The 13994-nt window shown below is 69.9% G+C and carries 18 protein-coding genes; 11 read left to right on the top strand and 7 right to left on the bottom strand.

Translation table 11 applies throughout. The features are described from left to right. Nucleotides 1-2: 2 nt before the first annotated feature. Nucleotides 3-458 (bottom strand): GNAT family N-acetyltransferase, encoded by a 456-nt coding sequence (locus ACGFJ7_RS04670; protein WP_392640915.1) that lies wholly within the window; start codon nucleotides 456-458, stop codon nucleotides 3-5. A gap of 44 nt (nucleotides 459-502) precedes the next feature. On the opposite strand from ACGFJ7_RS04670, the gene ACGFJ7_RS04665 reads away from it, so the two are divergent. Next, on the top strand, nucleotides 503-1114 hold the full coding sequence (locus ACGFJ7_RS04665) for a TetR/AcrR family transcriptional regulator (protein ID WP_392640913.1): 612 nt from the start codon (nucleotides 503-505) through the stop codon (nucleotides 1112-1114). Here ACGFJ7_RS04665 and ACGFJ7_RS04660 read toward each other — a convergent pair. Further along, nucleotides 1083-1568 carry a MarR family transcriptional regulator gene (locus tag ACGFJ7_RS04660; RefSeq protein WP_360243319.1) on the bottom strand — a complete coding sequence of 162 codons (486 nt, stop codon included), beginning with the start codon at nucleotides 1566-1568 and terminating at the stop codon, nucleotides 1083-1085. The two genes, ACGFJ7_RS04665 and ACGFJ7_RS04660, sit on opposite strands and share 32 nt — an antisense overlap. 95 nt (nucleotides 1569-1663) lie before the next feature. Between ACGFJ7_RS04660 and ACGFJ7_RS04655 the strand changes: the two genes are divergently transcribed. From ACGFJ7_RS04655 to ACGFJ7_RS04635, 5 genes are all read left to right on the top strand, one after another. Next, nucleotides 1664-2230 (top strand): NAD(P)H-dependent oxidoreductase, encoded by a 567-nt coding sequence (locus ACGFJ7_RS04655; protein ID WP_360243316.1) that lies wholly within the window; start codon nucleotides 1664-1666, stop codon nucleotides 2228-2230. A 110-nt stretch (nucleotides 2231-2340) separates the two neighbouring features. Further along, nucleotides 2341-3216, top strand: a complete 876-nt coding sequence (locus tag ACGFJ7_RS04650) for a G5 domain-containing protein (RefSeq protein WP_392640910.1) — start codon at nucleotides 2341-2343, stop codon at nucleotides 3214-3216. 5 nt (nucleotides 3217-3221) lie between these two features. Further along, on the top strand, nucleotides 3222-3950 hold the full coding sequence (locus tag ACGFJ7_RS04645; RefSeq protein WP_392640908.1) for a methyltransferase domain-containing protein: 729 nt from the start codon (nucleotides 3222-3224) through the stop codon (nucleotides 3948-3950). Then, the gene (locus ACGFJ7_RS04640; protein WP_360243310.1) at nucleotides 3941-4774 is read left to right on the top strand and encodes a nucleotidyltransferase domain-containing protein; all 834 of its coding nucleotides are present in this window, start codon (nucleotides 3941-3943) and stop codon (nucleotides 4772-4774) included. The genes ACGFJ7_RS04645 and ACGFJ7_RS04640 overlap by 10 nt, the downstream gene beginning before the upstream one ends. Further along, entirely contained in the window at nucleotides 4771-5499 is a 729-nt protein-coding gene (locus ACGFJ7_RS04635; RefSeq protein WP_360243307.1) for a peptidase E, read from the top strand. Before ACGFJ7_RS04640 ends, ACGFJ7_RS04635 begins: the two co-directional genes overlap by 4 nt. Here the strand turns inward: ACGFJ7_RS04635 and ACGFJ7_RS04630 are convergent. Next, entirely contained in the window at nucleotides 5496-5858 is a 363-nt protein-coding gene (locus tag ACGFJ7_RS04630; RefSeq protein ID WP_360243304.1) for a PH domain-containing protein, read from the bottom strand. The genes ACGFJ7_RS04635 and ACGFJ7_RS04630 overlap by 4 nt on opposite strands. Nucleotides 5859-5881: 23 nt before the next feature. Continuing rightward, nucleotides 5882-6208, bottom strand: a complete 327-nt coding sequence (locus ACGFJ7_RS04625) for a pterin dehydratase (protein WP_360243301.1) — start codon at nucleotides 6206-6208, stop codon at nucleotides 5882-5884. Between the two features lie 183 nt (nucleotides 6209-6391). Between ACGFJ7_RS04625 and ACGFJ7_RS04620 the strand changes: the two genes are divergently transcribed. Continuing rightward, nucleotides 6392-6817, top strand: coding sequence for a (deoxy)nucleoside triphosphate pyrophosphohydrolase (locus tag ACGFJ7_RS04620; RefSeq protein ID WP_360243298.1), 426 nt, complete (start codon nucleotides 6392-6394; stop codon nucleotides 6815-6817). Here the strand turns inward: ACGFJ7_RS04620 and ACGFJ7_RS04615 are convergent. After that, on the bottom strand, nucleotides 6803-8335 hold the full coding sequence (locus ACGFJ7_RS04615) for a long-chain fatty acid--CoA ligase (RefSeq protein WP_360243295.1): 1533 nt from the start codon (nucleotides 8333-8335) through the stop codon (nucleotides 6803-6805). The two genes, ACGFJ7_RS04620 and ACGFJ7_RS04615, sit on opposite strands and share 15 nt — an antisense overlap. Beyond that, on the bottom strand, nucleotides 8332-9504 hold the full coding sequence (locus ACGFJ7_RS04610) for an acyl-CoA dehydrogenase family protein (RefSeq protein ID WP_360243292.1): 1173 nt from the start codon (nucleotides 9502-9504) through the stop codon (nucleotides 8332-8334). The genes ACGFJ7_RS04615 and ACGFJ7_RS04610 overlap by 4 nt, the downstream gene beginning before the upstream one ends. A gap of 64 nt (nucleotides 9505-9568) precedes the next feature. Between ACGFJ7_RS04610 and ACGFJ7_RS04605 the strand changes: the two genes are divergently transcribed. From ACGFJ7_RS04605 to ACGFJ7_RS04590, 4 genes are read left to right on the top strand one after another with little or no spacing between them, the layout of a single operon-like run. Then, complete coding sequence (locus ACGFJ7_RS04605) at nucleotides 9569-10198, top strand: TetR family transcriptional regulator (protein ID WP_360243289.1); 630 nt, start codon at nucleotides 9569-9571, stop codon at nucleotides 10196-10198. Then, nucleotides 10195-11604: an aldehyde dehydrogenase family protein gene (locus ACGFJ7_RS04600; RefSeq protein ID WP_360243286.1), complete on the top strand. Its 1410-nt coding sequence runs from the start codon at nucleotides 10195-10197 to the stop codon at nucleotides 11602-11604. The genes ACGFJ7_RS04605 and ACGFJ7_RS04600 overlap by 4 nt, the downstream gene beginning before the upstream one ends. Next, on the top strand, nucleotides 11601-12689 hold the full coding sequence (locus ACGFJ7_RS04595; protein ID WP_360243283.1) for an alcohol dehydrogenase catalytic domain-containing protein: 1089 nt from the start codon (nucleotides 11601-11603) through the stop codon (nucleotides 12687-12689). Before ACGFJ7_RS04600 ends, ACGFJ7_RS04595 begins: the two co-directional genes overlap by 4 nt. A 42-nt stretch (nucleotides 12690-12731) precedes the next feature. Beyond that, nucleotides 12732-13274, top strand: a complete 543-nt coding sequence (locus tag ACGFJ7_RS04590) for a DUF6886 family protein (RefSeq protein WP_392640904.1) — start codon at nucleotides 12732-12734, stop codon at nucleotides 13272-13274. Nucleotides 13275-13291: 17 nt separating this feature from the next. Here the strand turns inward: ACGFJ7_RS04590 and ACGFJ7_RS04585 are convergent, their stop codons facing one another. Further along, nucleotides 13292-13885 (bottom strand): TetR/AcrR family transcriptional regulator, encoded by a 594-nt coding sequence (locus ACGFJ7_RS04585; RefSeq protein WP_360243277.1) that lies wholly within the window; start codon nucleotides 13883-13885, stop codon nucleotides 13292-13294. Between the last annotated feature and the right edge of the window lie 109 nt (nucleotides 13886-13994).

The following is a 13994-nucleotide window of genomic DNA, read 5'->3' as shown; positions in this document are numbered from 1 at the left end:
GCTCAGACGAGGGCCCGTTCGTAACAGACCGAGAGGTCGGAGCCGGCGTACGGGCCGAAGAGCGGGATCTCGCGGTAGCCCTCCCGCTCGTAGAAGCGGATCGCGTCGGGCTGAGCCGGGCCCGTCTCGAGGCGCAGAGTGGTCCAGCCCCGGCTGCGGGCGGCCTCCTCCAGGGCCCGCAGCAGGGCGGTGGCCGTGCCACTGCCCCGGCTCGCGGGAGTCACGTACATCCGCTTGACCTCGGCGCTGACGTCGTCCAGGCGGCGCAGCGCGCCGCAGCCCAGGGCGCGCCCGTCGTCGTCGAACGCGACCAGGAAGAGGTCGATGTCGGCGGCCGAGGGCGGCGTGCCGGGCTCGTGGTCGTCACTGCCGTAGCGCTGGTCGAGTTCCGCCCGCTGCGCCGTTCGCAGGGCGATGCCGGCCGGGTCGTCCCAGGGTCGTTCCTCGATGGTGGTCATGCACGTCCTCCAGTCGTAACAAGCGTTACGGTAACATGTGTTACGTGGCACGGACGGCGGACAAGAAGGCACAGGAGGCGGCGCTCTCCCGCGCCGTGTGGGACGTGCTGGGGCAGCAAGGTTTGGAGCGATTGACCGTACGGGCGGTGGCCGCGGCCGCCGGATGCACGACCGGACTCGTCATGCATCGGTTCCCCAACCGGCAGGCGCTCCTGCGGCATGCCCGGCAGCTGCTGCACGAGAAGACCCGGGACCGGGTCGAGGCGCTGGAGCGGGACGCGCCGTCGCCGCGCGCCGCGCTGCGGGAGGTGCTGCGTCAAGGGCTAGCGCTGGACGCCGAGGCTCGGCAGGAGAGCGTCGTCTGGATGGGTTTCCTGGCCGCGGCCGTCGCCGACGACGAGCTCGTCGAGAGGCACCGGGCCAACAACCGCGCCTGGCGGGCCCGCGTGGAACGGCTGGTCGGTGAGGCCGCGCCGGCCTGGCCGCCCACTCGGGTGTCCGATGTGGCCCTCGGCCTGATCGCCATGGCCGAGGGCGCCGCCGCCTTCGCCGCGGCCGACCCCGGCGCGTACCCGCCGGTGGCCCAGGAACGCATGCTGACCGAGGCGCTGGCGGCGTACCAGCTCAGCGAGGAGCGTCGCTGGCGATCTCGTTGAGCGCGGCCGCGAGCTTTTCGAGGTCGATACCGTCGAGGTGGTCGAAGATGTGCCGCCGGACGCTGGCCAGGTGGGTCGGCCAGGCCTCGCGCAGGCGGGCCAGGCCGCGCTCGGTGAGCACCGCGTTCCACCCGCGCAGGTCGTCCTCGCACTTGACCCGGGTCAGGTAGCCGAGCGACTCGAGCTTGGCCGCGAGCCGGGTCATGCCGCTCAGCGACATGTCGCACGCCTGGGCCAGTTCACTCATCCGCATGCGGCCGTGCTCGGACTCCGACAGGTGCCGCAGCACGTTGTATTCGCTGGCCGACATGCGCTGCTCGCGCTCGAGGTCGGTGTTCAGCTGCCGGGGGAGCAGTTGCAGCATCCGGCCGATGCCCCGCATGACCGCTTCCTCCGAGGGCGTCAGGGCATGGAGGCCCGGCGGGAGCGCCGGGTCGGGCGTTGTGGCGGACATGACATTGATCGTACGGCCAACGCCCAGGAATACTTCTTTGACGTAGCAAGTTTAGTGAGCGTCACAGACACAAGAAACAGAGATCGGAGCCACCGATGACCACCAAGATCGGCATCATCCTGGGCAGCACGCGTCCCGGCCGTAACGGCGAGGCCGTGGCCAAGTGGGTGCTGGACATCGCGTCCAAGCGCACCGACGCCGAGTTCGAGCTGGTGGACCTCCTCGACTACAACCTCCCGCACCTCGACGAGGCCATCCCGCCGTCGATGGGCCAGTACACCAAGCCGCACACCCTCGAGTGGGCCAAGAAGATCGCGTCGTTCGACGGCTTCATCTTCGTCACCCCCGAGTACAACCACTCCACCTCGGGCGCGCTCAAGAACGCGATCGACTTCCTGTTCGCCGAGTGGAACAACAAGGCCGTCGGCTTCGTCGGCTACGGCTCGGTCGGTGGCGCCCGCGCCGTCGAGCACCTGCGCCTGATCGCCGGTGAGCTCATGCTGGCCGACGTCCGCGCTCAGGTCCTGCTCTCGCTCGCGACCGACTTCGAGAACTACAGCAAGTTCCTGCCGGGCGCCCACCAGGAGGCGGCCCTCAACACCGTCCTCGACCAGACGGTGGCCTGGAGCACGGCCCTCAAGCCGCTGCGCAACGCTGCCTGATCAACTGGGACACACCGGAGCGGGGGGTGCTTGCATCCCCCGCTTCGCGCAGCACAATGCCTAGGGTGCAAAACCAGACAACTAGTGACTCTTTGCAGCAACTGCTTGAAATGCCACGAAAGTCTTGGTGGGCCCGGCTGCCGTTCGGGGTCCGCATGGCGGCCGGCGGCGGTGCGCTGCTGGTCGTGACGTCCGTGGCCCTGGGGGGCGTGGCCGCCCTGACCAGGGACGACCCCGCCGCCCCGCGGATCGTCACGGCCGTCGGGCAGGCCGCCGCCTCCCCGGCCGCACAGGACCCGCAGGCGCCGGCCCCGGTCGCCCCGCACCACGCGAAACCGCAGTACGACGCGGCGGCCAGCCTGCCCCGGATCGACAATCAGGCCGACCGCACCGCCACCCGCACCCCGAAACAGGCGGCCGCGGTGCCGCCGTCCAAGCCGCTGCAACAACCGCGGCGACAGCCCCAGCAACAAGGGCAGCCCCAACAACAGCCGCAGCAACAAATGCCTCCGCCCGTGATCGCCGCCGGCGATCCGCGTCCCGTGCTGACCACCCGCACGGAGACCGAGACGCGCGAGATCCCGTTCCAGACCCGCCTCGTGCGCGATCCGTCGCTGCCCCGCGGCGCGCGGAAGATCCAGACCGCCGGTGTGCCCGGCGAGGAGACCCTGCGCTACCTGGTGACCTTCACCGACGGCAAGCAGACCGAGCGCCGCCTGCTGGACAGCGCGATCACCAAGCAGCCGCAGCACCGGGTCATCGTGTTCGGCTCGCGACGGGGACCGGCCGGACCGGGTGCCGGCGGCCGCCCGCCTAAGGGCTGTGACGACTTCTGCCTGCCGCTCGGCCGGTCGGCGGACTGCCGGCAGGAGAGCGCCGCCCAGCTCGGCGGCTCGGTCACGATCCTCGACCAGGACATCGCGCTGCTCGACGCCGAATCGCTCGGAAATCTCGGGTGCGGCCCGAAGTGGGCGTCGCCAAGATAGGGCGCGTGGACTTCGACGAATTGCTCGCGGAGGCGGCGGCCGTTCCCCTCGAGGGCTGGGATTTCTCCTGGTTCGACGGCCGTGCCACCGAGGAACGCCCGTCGTGGCGTTACGCCGATCGCGTCGCCGAGCGGCTGAGGACCGCGAGTGCCGCATTGGATCTGCAGACCGGCGGGGGCGAGGTCTTCTCGTACGCCATCGGCAAGGCCCCGGGACAACGCCGGCTGGTCGCCACGGAAGCGTGGCAACCGGAGGTGGCCGCCCGCAACCTCGAGGCTCTCGTGGTGCGAGCCGACGACCATCTGCCGTTCCTCGACGCCACGTTCGACCTGGTCGTGAGCCGTCATCCGGTGAGCACGCCCTGGACCGAGATCGCCCGCGTGCTGCGTCCCGGCGGCATTTTCCTGTCTCAGCAGATCGGCGACGGCAGCAATCGCGAATTGTCGGAGGCCATGCTCGGTCCCCTTCCGCCTCCGGCGAGGAGAAACCCGGGGCGGCTCGCGGAAGCGGCCGGTCTGGAGCTTATTGACGTACGGGCCGAGCGCCTGCGCGCCGAATTCCTCGACGTCGCCGCCGTGGCGTATTTCCTGCGTAAGGTGATCTGGACCGTGCCCGACTTCACCATCGAGAAGTACCGGGACCGGTTGCGGGCGGTCCACGAGGAGATCAGCGTGAAGGGCATGTTCGTCTCCTACGCGACCCGCGTGCTGATCGAGGCGCGCCGGTGGCCCTGACCGAGGCTCAGCTGGCCGCGATGGCCGCCGAGCTGATCCTCGTGCCCGGCGTCACCGCGGTGGTGCTGGGTGGCAGCCGCGCCCGCGGCACACACCATCCCGGTTCCGACACCGACCTGGGGCTCTATTACCGGCGACCGCTCGACATCGACCGGTTGTCCGAGGTCGCCCGCGCTCTCGCCGGCCCCTCGGCGCAGGTGACGGCGCCCGGCGGGTGGGGCCCGTGGGTGGACGGCGGCGGCTGGCTCGAGGTCGGCGGCGACGCGGTCGATCTGATCTATCGCGATCTCGACCGGGTCGCCGACGTCTGCGAGTCGGTCGAGCGGGGCCGGTACGCGTTCCACACGCAGGCGGGCCATCCGCTCGGGTTCGCCGATCACGCGTACGCCGGGGAAGTCGCCCTGGCCCGGGTCCTGGCCGACCCCTCGGGAGAGGTCGAAGGGCTGCGCCGGCGGCTGCGGGTCTATCCGCCGGCCCTGGCCCGTGAGCTCGTGGCCGGTCTGTGGGAGGCCGACTTCCTCGTCAAGCTCGCCCGCAAGGGCATCGCGCGCGGCGACAGCGCGTACGTCTCCGGCTGTCTGTTCCGCCTGGTCGGGGTGTGCGCGCACGCCCTGCACGGAGCGGCCGGCCGATGGCTGATCAATGAGAAGGGCGCGGTGGCCGCCGCGGCCGCCCTGCCCGGCGCTCCGGCCGAGTTCGCCGAGCGGGTCGACAAGGCCTTCGCCGCCGTGGACGGCGACCCGCTGCGGCTGCGGCTGGCCGTCGACATCGCCGCCGATCTGGTGCTCGACACCGCCGACGCCTGCATGATGATGTCGCGATGACCGCAGACGAGCCCACCATCCTCGCGACCAGCGCCTTCTTCGAGGTCGGCCGCTTCGGCGACTTCGCCTGGCGCCCCGGCAAGATCCATCGGTTCGCGGCCGAGCTGGCCCACGTGACGCAGCCGCGGATCTGCTTCCTGACCCAGGCCAGCGGCGACTTTCCGCAGGTCATCGGTGCTCACTACGCGGCGTTCGCCCGCACCGAGTTCATCGCGTCGCACCTTCAGCTCATCCCGATGCCGAACGTGGCCGACATCCGGTCGCACCTGCTCGAGCAGGACATCATCTGGGTGCACGGCGGCAGCGTGGCCAACCTGTGCGCGCTGTGGCGGGTGCACGGGGTCGACGAGATCCTGCACGAGGCCTGGCAGGCCGGTGTGGTGCTCGGCGGTGTCTCGGCCGGCTCGATCTGCTGGCACCAGGGCGGCAGCACGGACAGCTTCGGGCCGGACCTGCAAGCGTTCACCGACGGGCTGGGCTGGCTGCCGTACAGCAACGGCGTGCACTACGACGCCGAGGAGCAGCGCCGCCCCAAGATGCACGAACTGATCGGCGACGGCACTCTGGGCGACGGCTACGCCACCGACGACGGGGCCGCCCTGGTCTACCGGGGTACGACCCTGTCCGAGGTCGTGGCCGACCGGCCGGGGCCGCTCGGCTACGCGCTGCGCCGGCGGGACGACGGCTCGGTGGAGGAGACGCCGCTTCCGACCCGGGTGCTCTAACTCGCGTAATGCAGGATCACGTTGTGCACGTGGTGGGTCTTGTCCGAGCCGCGGAACTCGACCTCGTACGTGTGCGTGCCGACCGTGATGGCGATCGTGCCGGTGGAGAAGAACTGGCCGGCCCAGCTCTTGTTGCTGACCACGCTGACGCTGCTGACCTTCGAGTACGGGATGCTCGTGATCGCGAAGCGCTTACCGACGAAGGACTTGTCCTGGATGATGATGCGGCGGTTGGTCAGCCCGATGAAGCCGGTGCCCGCCCCGATCGCGTCGTAGACGGCGATGATCGTCTCGCCGTCGAGCAGGCCGCTCTGCACCTGCTCGAACTGGCCCTTGCTGTCGTAGGTCACGTCGCTCATGGCGCGAGCGTAGCGAGGAGGGGCTATTGCGGGTTGGTCAGCTCGGAATCGGTCACCGTGCGGTAGAAATCCTCGATTCGGGCGGCGAGGGCGACCTCACCGTCGGTGAGGGTGTCACCGTCTCGATCACCCACGCAGATCTGAGTGTGACCGTTGGTGCGCCTGATGTTGGGTTGAATGCGAAGTGTGTCCGCCGCCACCTTGATCCGTTCGGTCAATGCGGCATGCTGACTGTCGTCGCACGCGAGCTCGCGCCGGAGCTGGACGCCGTCGCGCGTCCACTCGCTCAGCACGGTCAAAGCGTCTGTCAGGTAGTCGGAGCGGTTCACTCGCTGTCTTCTGGCCCGCATCGCCCATCCCCCTAGGCGTCGTTGCCGGCTTGTGGCCAAACTGTCGCCGTGTCGTCATGGTCGGTGCCTCACAGTCTTGCTCTCCAGGACAAGCATGTCCACGCCCACATATATGTGTTTGCGTGACGATCGGGACGGCTCGGGCACCCGGAACGGCAAACTTTTGTGGAAAGCTCTGATCTCATGCGGTCGGAACAGGATGTCAAGTCACCAAAGTCACGCAGAGTAATCGTGGCGGCGGTGATCATCAATGACGGTCGCGTACTGGCATGCGAGCGGTCGGCGCCGCCCGAGGTCGCGGGCCGCTGGGAGTTTCCGGGGGGAAAGGTCGAGCCGGGCGAGACCGAGGAGCAGGCCCTGGCCCGGGAGTGCGTCGAGGAGCTCGGCGTCCGGGTCGAGGTCGGCGGCCGGGTCGGGCCGGACGTCTCCCTCGCGCACGGCCGGGCCGTGCTGCGGGTCTTCAACGCCCGGCTGCTGGGCGGCGACATGCCGCGGGCGCTCGAGCACACTGCCATGCGCTGGCTCGGGGTGGACGAGCTGGACAGCGTGCACTGGCTACCCGCGGACAAGCCGATCGTCGCGGAACTGCCCGCTCTACTGAGCGTCTGAGCCGTACGTCTTGCGCAGTTCCCGCTTGAGGACCTTGAAACTGGGCCCGAGCGGGAGCGACTCCGCGAAGCGGATCTTGCGGGGGTACTTGTGCTTGCCGAGCTTCTCGCGCGACCACTCGATCAGCTCGTCGGCCGAGACACTGCCCTGTTCGGCGACGACCACCGCGCAGATCTCCTCGCCGTGCGTCGCGTCGGGCACACCGATCACGGCCACCTGCTGCACCGCCGGATGCCGGGCCAGCGCCTCCTCCACCTCACGCGGGTAGACGTTGAAGCCGCCCCGGATCACCAGGTCCTTCTTGCGGTCGACGATCGCGATGAAGCCGTTCTCGTCCTTGGTGCCGAGGTCGCCCGTACGGAACCAGCCGTCGACCACCGCCTCCTGGGTCGCCGACGGGTTGTTGAGGTAGCCGGCGAAGACGTTGTGGCCGCGGATGACGATCTCGCCGAGCTCGCCGTCGGGCAGCAGCTCGATCCGCTCGTCGATCTCGGGCCGGGCGATCTCGACCTCCACACCCCAGATCGGGTGCCCGACCGTGCCCGGCTTGGTGCCGAACGCCGGCTGGTTGGTGGTCGCCGTCGGCGAGGTCTCCGAGAGGCCGTACCCCTCGAAGATCTCGGCATGGAAGGTCTCGTTGAACTTCTCCAGCACGGCGACCGGCAGCGAGGCGCCGCCGGAGACGCAGAGCCGCAGCTCGGGAAGCTTCTCGGCCTTGCTCGCGGCCTCCAGCAGCCCGATGTACATGGTCGGCACACCGTGGAAGATGGTCACGTTCTCCTTGACCATCAGCTGGATGGCGGCCTCGCCGGTGAAGCGGGCGAGCAGGACGAGGGTGCCGCCCATCCGGAAGGTGCCGTTCATGCCGACGGTCTGGCCGAACGTGTGGAACAGCGGCAGGCAGCCCATCGTCACGTCGTCCGGGCGCAGATCGTGGATGTCGAAGACGTTCACGATCGTGTTCATGACGAGGTTGAGGTGGGTCAGGAGCGCGCCCTTGGGCTTTCCGGTGGTGCCGCTCGTGTAGAAGATGACCGCGACGTCCTCGGCCTCGCGGCTGACGTACGTCCGGAGCGGCGTCGTCACGGCTTCCTCGAGCCGTGCGATGCCCGGCACCGCGGGGCCGACCGAAGCCACCCCGACCTCCGCGATCTTGGCGGCCGCCACCGCGTTCTCCAGCTGCGAAGAATGCGCGACCAGCAGCTTGGCGCCGCTGTCCCGCAGGACGTAGGCGTTCTCCTCGGGGGTGAGGAGCAGGTGCATCGGTACGATCGTCGCGCCGACCGCCAGCGTCGCGTAGTAGACCCGGGGGAAGTCGGCCAGGTTGGGGATCTGGATGGCGACGACGTCGCCGGGGCCGACGCCCAGCTCGCGCAGCCCCGAGGCGTACGCAAGCGTCTGTTGCCAGAGATCGCGATAGGTGATCCGTTCGGTGGTGACGCTGTCGATCACGGCGATCTTGTCGGGGAACTTGCGAGCCGACTCGGCCAGGACGGTGGCGAGCGACAATTGGGTCATGCCAGGTGACCTCCGATCTTCGTGTACCCGCGGAGCAGGTCCCGCGAGATGATCAGGCGCTGCATCTCGTCGGTGCCTTCATAGATACGCATAAGTCGCACCTGGCGGTACCACCGTTCGATCGGAAGCTCGCGCGTGTATCCCATGCCGCCGTGGATCTGCATGACGCGGTCGACGACCTCGTTCACCATCTTCGCGCCGTAGAGCTTGGCCATCGACGAGGCGTGCCGCGGGTCCCAGCCCTGGTCGACCGTCCACGCGGCGCGCAGGATCAGCCAGCGGGCGGCCTCGATCTCGACCTCGGAGTCGGCGATCATCCACTGGATGGCCTGGTTCTCGCCGATCTTCCGGCCGAACGTCTCCCGGGTGTTGGCGTAGTCGATCGCCATGCCGAGCGCGCGCTCGGCGATGCCCAGGGCGTTCGACGGGATCAGGTACCGGCCCTTGCCGATCCACTTCATGCCCAGCTCGAAGCCCTGGCCGATCTCGCCCAGGATGTTGCGGGCCGGCACCCGTACGTTGTCGAAGACCAGGGCCGCCGGGCCGCCCTCGCCCATGGTCTGGATGAACTCGGAGCGCCAGCCCATCTCGCGGTCGACCAGGAACGCGGTCGTGCCGCCGCCGCGAACGCCCTTCTCCCGGTCGGTGACCGCGACGACGATGACGAAGTCGGCGTCGTTGCCGTTGGTGATGAACGTCTTCTCGCCGTTCAGCACCCAGTCGTCGCCGTCCTTGGTGGCGCTGAGCTTGATGTTCGCCGCGTCCGAGCCGGCGCCCGGCTCGGTGATCGCGAAGCAGGAGATGCGCTCGCCCTCGATCGTCGGGATCAGGAACTCCCGCTTCTGGTCCTCATTGGCGTAGTAGAGGATGTTGTCCGCCTCGCCGCCGAACTTGAACTGGATGAAGGTGCGGCCCACCTCGGTCCAGATCAGCGACTGGAGTACGGCCGGGAGGTTCATCCCCCCGTACTCCTCCGGGGTCGACAGGCCCCAGAAGCCGAACTTCTTGGCCTTTTGCTGTAGCTCCCGCAGTTCGCTGAGTTCCAGGCCGGGCTGGTGGCGACGCTCGCGGAGCAGCGCCTCCTGTTCCAGCGGCATGACCTCGCGGGTGATGAACTGCCGGGCGGTGTCGCGAATCGCGCGTTCCTCGTCGGTGAGCGAGAAGTCCATGTGCTTTAAACTAGCGGTGTAAGTTTTAACACGTCCAGTGCAAGTTTTTCGATGGGAGACCGACTTGGCGCGGCCACGGCAGGCGTTGCTGACCCGGGAGCGGATCGTCGAGGCGGCATCGGCACTCATCGACGCCGAAGGGCTGGACGCGCTCTCGATGCGGCGGCTCGCCACTGAACTGGGTGTGCAGGGTCCGTCGCTCTACAACCACTTCGCGACCAAAGCGGAGATCGTGGACGCGGTCGCCGACTCGGTTGTCGCTCAGGTCGACTTGTCGTTTTTCCAGTCCTGTAAGTGGCCGGATGCCCTAAAAAAATGGGCTATGTCCTATCGGGCGGTGCTGGCCGAGCATCCGAACATCGTTCCGGTGCTGGCGCAGGGCCCCGGCCGCCGTCCGGCCGGTCTGGCCATGGCCGAGGCCGTGTACGGGGCGCTGGTCGAGGCCGGCTGGAGCTACGCGCGCGCCACCCACATCGGCGCGCTGATGCGCTACCTGGTCACCGGCTCGGCGCTCGGCTCGTTCGCGCTGGGCTTCGACGTGGATCCACAGCTTTACGAACGTTATCCACACCTGCACCACGCCCCGCTTCTGGCGGAGCATCATGAGGCCGTGGACGAGGGCGCCTTCGAACTCGGCCTGGACCTGCTGATCAACGGCCTTCAGGCCCGACAAGAGATGGGGACCCGTTCATGACATCGCTCGATCGCCCACACCTCTACCTCGGTGGGGAGTGGGTCCCGCCCACCTCCACCGAGACGATCGCGGTTGAGAACCCGGCGACCGAGGAAGTCCTGGCCCACGTTCCGGCCGGCTCGGCCGAGGACGTGGATCGCGCGGTCGCCGCGGCCAAGGCCGCCTTCGACGGCTGGGCGGCCACCCCGAGAGCCGAGCGGGCCCAGGTGCTCGACCGGCTGCACACCTCGCTGACCGCCCGCGCCGGTGACATCGCCAAGACCGTCGGGCTCGAGCTGGGCACGCCGGTCAAGGTCGCCCAGCGGGTCCAGGCGGGACTGCCGCTTGCGGTCCTTCGGGGGTACGCGGACCTGGCCGCGCGCGAGGCGCACGAGGAGACCATCGGCAACTCGCTGATCGTGCACGAGCCGGTGGGTGTGGTCGGCGCCATCACCCCGTGGAACTACCCGCTCCACCAGGTCGTGGCCAAGGTCGCGGCGGCCCTCGCGGCCGGGTGCACCGTGGTGCTCAAGCCGAGCGAGCTGACGCCCCTGGTGGCGTACCTGCTGATCGACGCGGCCGAGGAGGCCGGCGTGCCGGCCGGCGTGCTCAACCTGGTGACCGGCACCGGCCCGGTGGTCGGCGCGGCCATCGCCGGGCACCCCGATGTGGACATGGTGTCGTTCACCGGCTCGACGGCGACCGGCAAGGCCATCACGCACGCGGCGGCCGACCGGGTGGCCAAGGTGGCGCTCGAGCTGGGCGGCAAGTCGGCGAATGTCATCTTGGAAGACGCCGACGTGACCCGGGCGGTCAAGGTCGGTGTCGGCAACGCCTTCCTCAACTCCGGTCAGACCTGCACGGCCTGGACCCGCATGCTCGTGCACCGCGACCACTACGACGAGGCGGTCTCGTTGGCGGCCAAGACCGCTGCCGGCTACACCGTGGGCGACCCGTTCGACGAGGGGACGCGGCTCGGGCCGCTGGTCTCCGCCGCGCAGGCTTCCCGCGTGCGTGGCTTCATCGACCGTGCCTCCGCCCGGCTGGTCGCGGGCGGGCTCGAGGCGCCGGTTCCGTCAACCGGACATTTCGTCGCGCCGACCGTTTTCGCCGACGTCGACCCCGACAGCGAGCTCGCCCAGGAGGAGATCTTCGGCCCGGTGCTGTCGATCATTCCGTTCTCCTCGGACGACGAGGCGGTGTCGATCGCCAACAACTCCCGCTACGGCCTGGCCGGTGGCGTGTGGGGCTCGCCGGACAGGGCGCTCGCGGTGGCACGCCGGCTGCGCACGGGTGCGGTCGACGTGAACGGGGGCGCGTTCAATCCGTTCGCGCCGTTCGGTGGCTACAAGCAGTCCGGTGTCGGCCGTGAGCTCGGCGAGTACGGTCTCGCCGAGTTCCAGCAGGTGAAGGCGATCCAGCGATGACCGCGTGGTTCAACGGGCTCGTCCTGCGCGAGGCGGGTGCCCGGCCGGCCGTGGCCGAGCTGCACCTGCCCGAGGTCGGCCCCGGGCAGGTGCGCATCAAGGTGCGGGCGGCCGGGGTCTGCCACAGCGACCTGTCCATGGTGAACGGGACGATCCGCCCCTCGTACCCCCTGGTCCTCGGCCACGAGGCCGCGGGCGAGGTGGTGGAGGTCGGCGAGCGGGTCACCCGGGCCGCGGTGGGCGACCACGTGGTGCTGAACTGGCAGCCGGCGTGCCGCAACTGCTGGTTCTGCCAGAACGGCGAGCCGTGGCTGTGCTCGACGTCGTCGGGCGTCGCCTCCCTGGAGAACGGGGTGACCCTGGACGGTGTGCCGGTGCACGTCGGCCTGGGCCTGGGCGCCTTCGCCGAGCAGGTGGTGGCGCCGGAGAACGCGGTGGTCCGGGTGCCGTCCGAACTCGACTTCGAGCGGGCGGCGCTGCTGGGCTGCGGTGTCCTGACCGGTTTCGGCGCGGTCCGCAACACGGCCCAGGTCGCCACGGGCGAGTCGGTGGTGGTGATCGGCCTGGGCGGCGTGGGCCTGTCGGTGGTGGCGGCGGCCCGGGCCGCGGGCGCCTCGGACGTCATCGCGGTCGACGTCTCCGAGGCCAAGAAGGGCCTGGCCGAATCGGCCGGGGCGACCGACTTCGTGGTCTCCTCCGACACCCTTTCCAAAGAGATCCGAGGCCGTACGTCGGGCCGGGGGGCCGACCACGCCTTCGAGTGTGTGGGGCGCGCCGCCACGATCCGCGCGGCCTGGCGCGCCACCCGGCGCGGCGGCCGGGTGACGGTGGTCGGCATGGGCTCGAACGACGACCAGGTGTCCCTGTCGGCCCTGGACATCTTCTCCTCCAACCGGACGCTGCGCTCCTCGGTCTACGGGCAGGCCGACCAGGACGTCGAGATCCCGGCCCTGGCCGCCGAGGTCCTGTCCGGCCGGATCAGCCTGGACCACCTGATCACCGACCGCATCACCCTGCCGGAGGTCCCGGACGCCTTCGACCGCATGGCCCGGGGCGAGGGCGCCCGCTCGGTGGTCGTCATCTGAAAGTCGGCGGTCTCGGGCGCGTCCGTGCGGTAGGACCGTGGGATGCGACCCGAGGCCGGCCAGGTGCTGCACTTCTCCGAGGACCCGACGATCGAACTGTTCGTGCCGCACGTGGCGGCAACGGCCCGGGAGACCGAGGCGTACGTCTGGGCGGTCGGCCCCGACCGGGCCCCCGACTACTGGTTCCCGAGGCAATGCCCGCGAGCCATGGCCTGGGTGCGCCCCGGCACGTCCGAAGAGGACCGCGCCCGGATCATCGGCGCCGGCGGCGGCAACCGGGTCCACGTCATCGAATACACCTGGTGGAACGCGATGCAGACCACCACGTTGTACGCCTACCGCCTGCCGGCCGCCCCGTTCCACCCGATCGACGACACGGACGAGCCACCCGCCGTGGTGGCAACCGAGCCGGTGCGCCCCTTAGGGCCGGCCGAGCCGGTGGGCAACCTGATCGACTGCCACGCCGCCGCCGGCATCCAGCTGCGCCTGCTGACCAACCTCTGGCCGTTCTGGACCGAGGTCATCACCACGACCGTGGGCTTCAGCGCCATCCGCCTCCGCAACGCCCACCCCAGCCCCAGCTGACGGCGCCACGAAGCGGCTCAGGCGGACGGCGGGGCCTGAAGGAGGGACGTGATCGTGCGGGACAGGGCGGCCCGGGCCGCGGGGACCGACAGGTTCATCGTTTCGCGCCAGGTGGACCAGGTCGGCCACATGCTGATCGCGGTGAGGGCGTTCAGCAGCTCCTCGTTGCCGTCGACCTCGACCGCGAACAGGGTGCCGAGCTCGGCGCGGACCCGCTCCACGTGCAGCCGGCGGTAACGCTGCAACGTCTCGGAGAACGGCTCCTTCAACGCGGCCGCCTTGGCCGTCGGGCCGATCTGCTCGAGCAGGCGGGTGCGCTGCCGGCAGTAGGCGTCGATGCGCTCGGCCAGCGGCAGCTCCGGCGACACCGGCTTGTGCGCCGCGTCCCGAATCTCCAGAACGCGGCGGCCACTCGCCGTGAACAGCGCCTCCATGTCGGCGAAGTGGCTCCACAGGGCGCGCAGCGACACCCCGGCCTGCTTGGCGATGCGGTCGGCGGTCGGCCGCAGATCACCCTCGCGGATCAGCTGCAGATGGGCGTCGACGATCGCGTTGCGGGTCCGCTCCGACCGCGCCGTGCGCCCGTCGACGCGCTGAGGTGCCGGACTCACAAGCCGCTCCGGCTCCGCGCCACCGCCAGGCAGCGCTGCTCGTACCGAATCCACACGCCCCCACCCGCACGCCACCGCCGACCCGCGCCCTCGCCCGTGCCCGCGCTTA

The organism is Actinoplanes sp. NPDC048988 (assembly GCF_043197815.1).
Taxonomy (GTDB): Bacteria; Actinomycetota; Actinomycetes; order Mycobacteriales; family Micromonosporaceae; genus Actinoplanes.
The sequence above is the reverse complement of the archived record's forward strand: the minus strand, read 5'-3'. Positions and strand labels throughout refer to the sequence as shown.

Coding starts and splice junctions, on each gene's coding strand:
- ACGFJ7_RS04670 (WP_392640915.1), bottom strand. CDS start 458: ATGACCACCATCGAGGAACGACCCTGGGACGACCCGGCCGGCATCGCC.
- ACGFJ7_RS04660 (WP_360243319.1), bottom strand. CDS start 1,568: ATGTCCGCCACAACGCCCGACCCGGCGCTCCCGCCGGGCCTCCATGCC.
- ACGFJ7_RS04655 (WP_360243316.1), top strand. CDS start 1,664: ATGACCACCAAGATCGGCATCATCCTGGGCAGCACGCGTCCCGGCCGT.
- ACGFJ7_RS04650 (WP_392640910.1), top strand. CDS start 2,341: ATGCCACGAAAGTCTTGGTGGGCCCGGCTGCCGTTCGGGGTCCGCATG.
- ACGFJ7_RS04635 (WP_360243307.1), top strand. CDS start 4,771: ATGACCGCAGACGAGCCCACCATCCTCGCGACCAGCGCCTTCTTCGAG.
- ACGFJ7_RS04630 (WP_360243304.1), bottom strand. CDS start 5,858: ATGAGCGACGTGACCTACGACAGCAAGGGCCAGTTCGAGCAGGTGCAG.
- ACGFJ7_RS04625 (WP_360243301.1), bottom strand. CDS start 6,208: ATGCGGGCCAGAAGACAGCGAGTGAACCGCTCCGACTACCTGACAGAC.
- ACGFJ7_RS04620 (WP_360243298.1), top strand. CDS start 6,392: ATGCGGTCGGAACAGGATGTCAAGTCACCAAAGTCACGCAGAGTAATC.
- ACGFJ7_RS04615 (WP_360243295.1), bottom strand. CDS start 8,335: ATGACCCAATTGTCGCTCGCCACCGTCCTGGCCGAGTCGGCTCGCAAG.
- ACGFJ7_RS04610 (WP_360243292.1), bottom strand. CDS start 9,504: ATGGACTTCTCGCTCACCGACGAGGAACGCGCGATTCGCGACACCGCC.
- ACGFJ7_RS04600 (WP_360243286.1), top strand. CDS start 10,195: ATGACATCGCTCGATCGCCCACACCTCTACCTCGGTGGGGAGTGGGTC.
- ACGFJ7_RS04595 (WP_360243283.1), top strand. CDS start 11,601: ATGACCGCGTGGTTCAACGGGCTCGTCCTGCGCGAGGCGGGTGCCCGG.
- ACGFJ7_RS04590 (WP_392640904.1), top strand. CDS start 12,732: ATGCGACCCGAGGCCGGCCAGGTGCTGCACTTCTCCGAGGACCCGACG.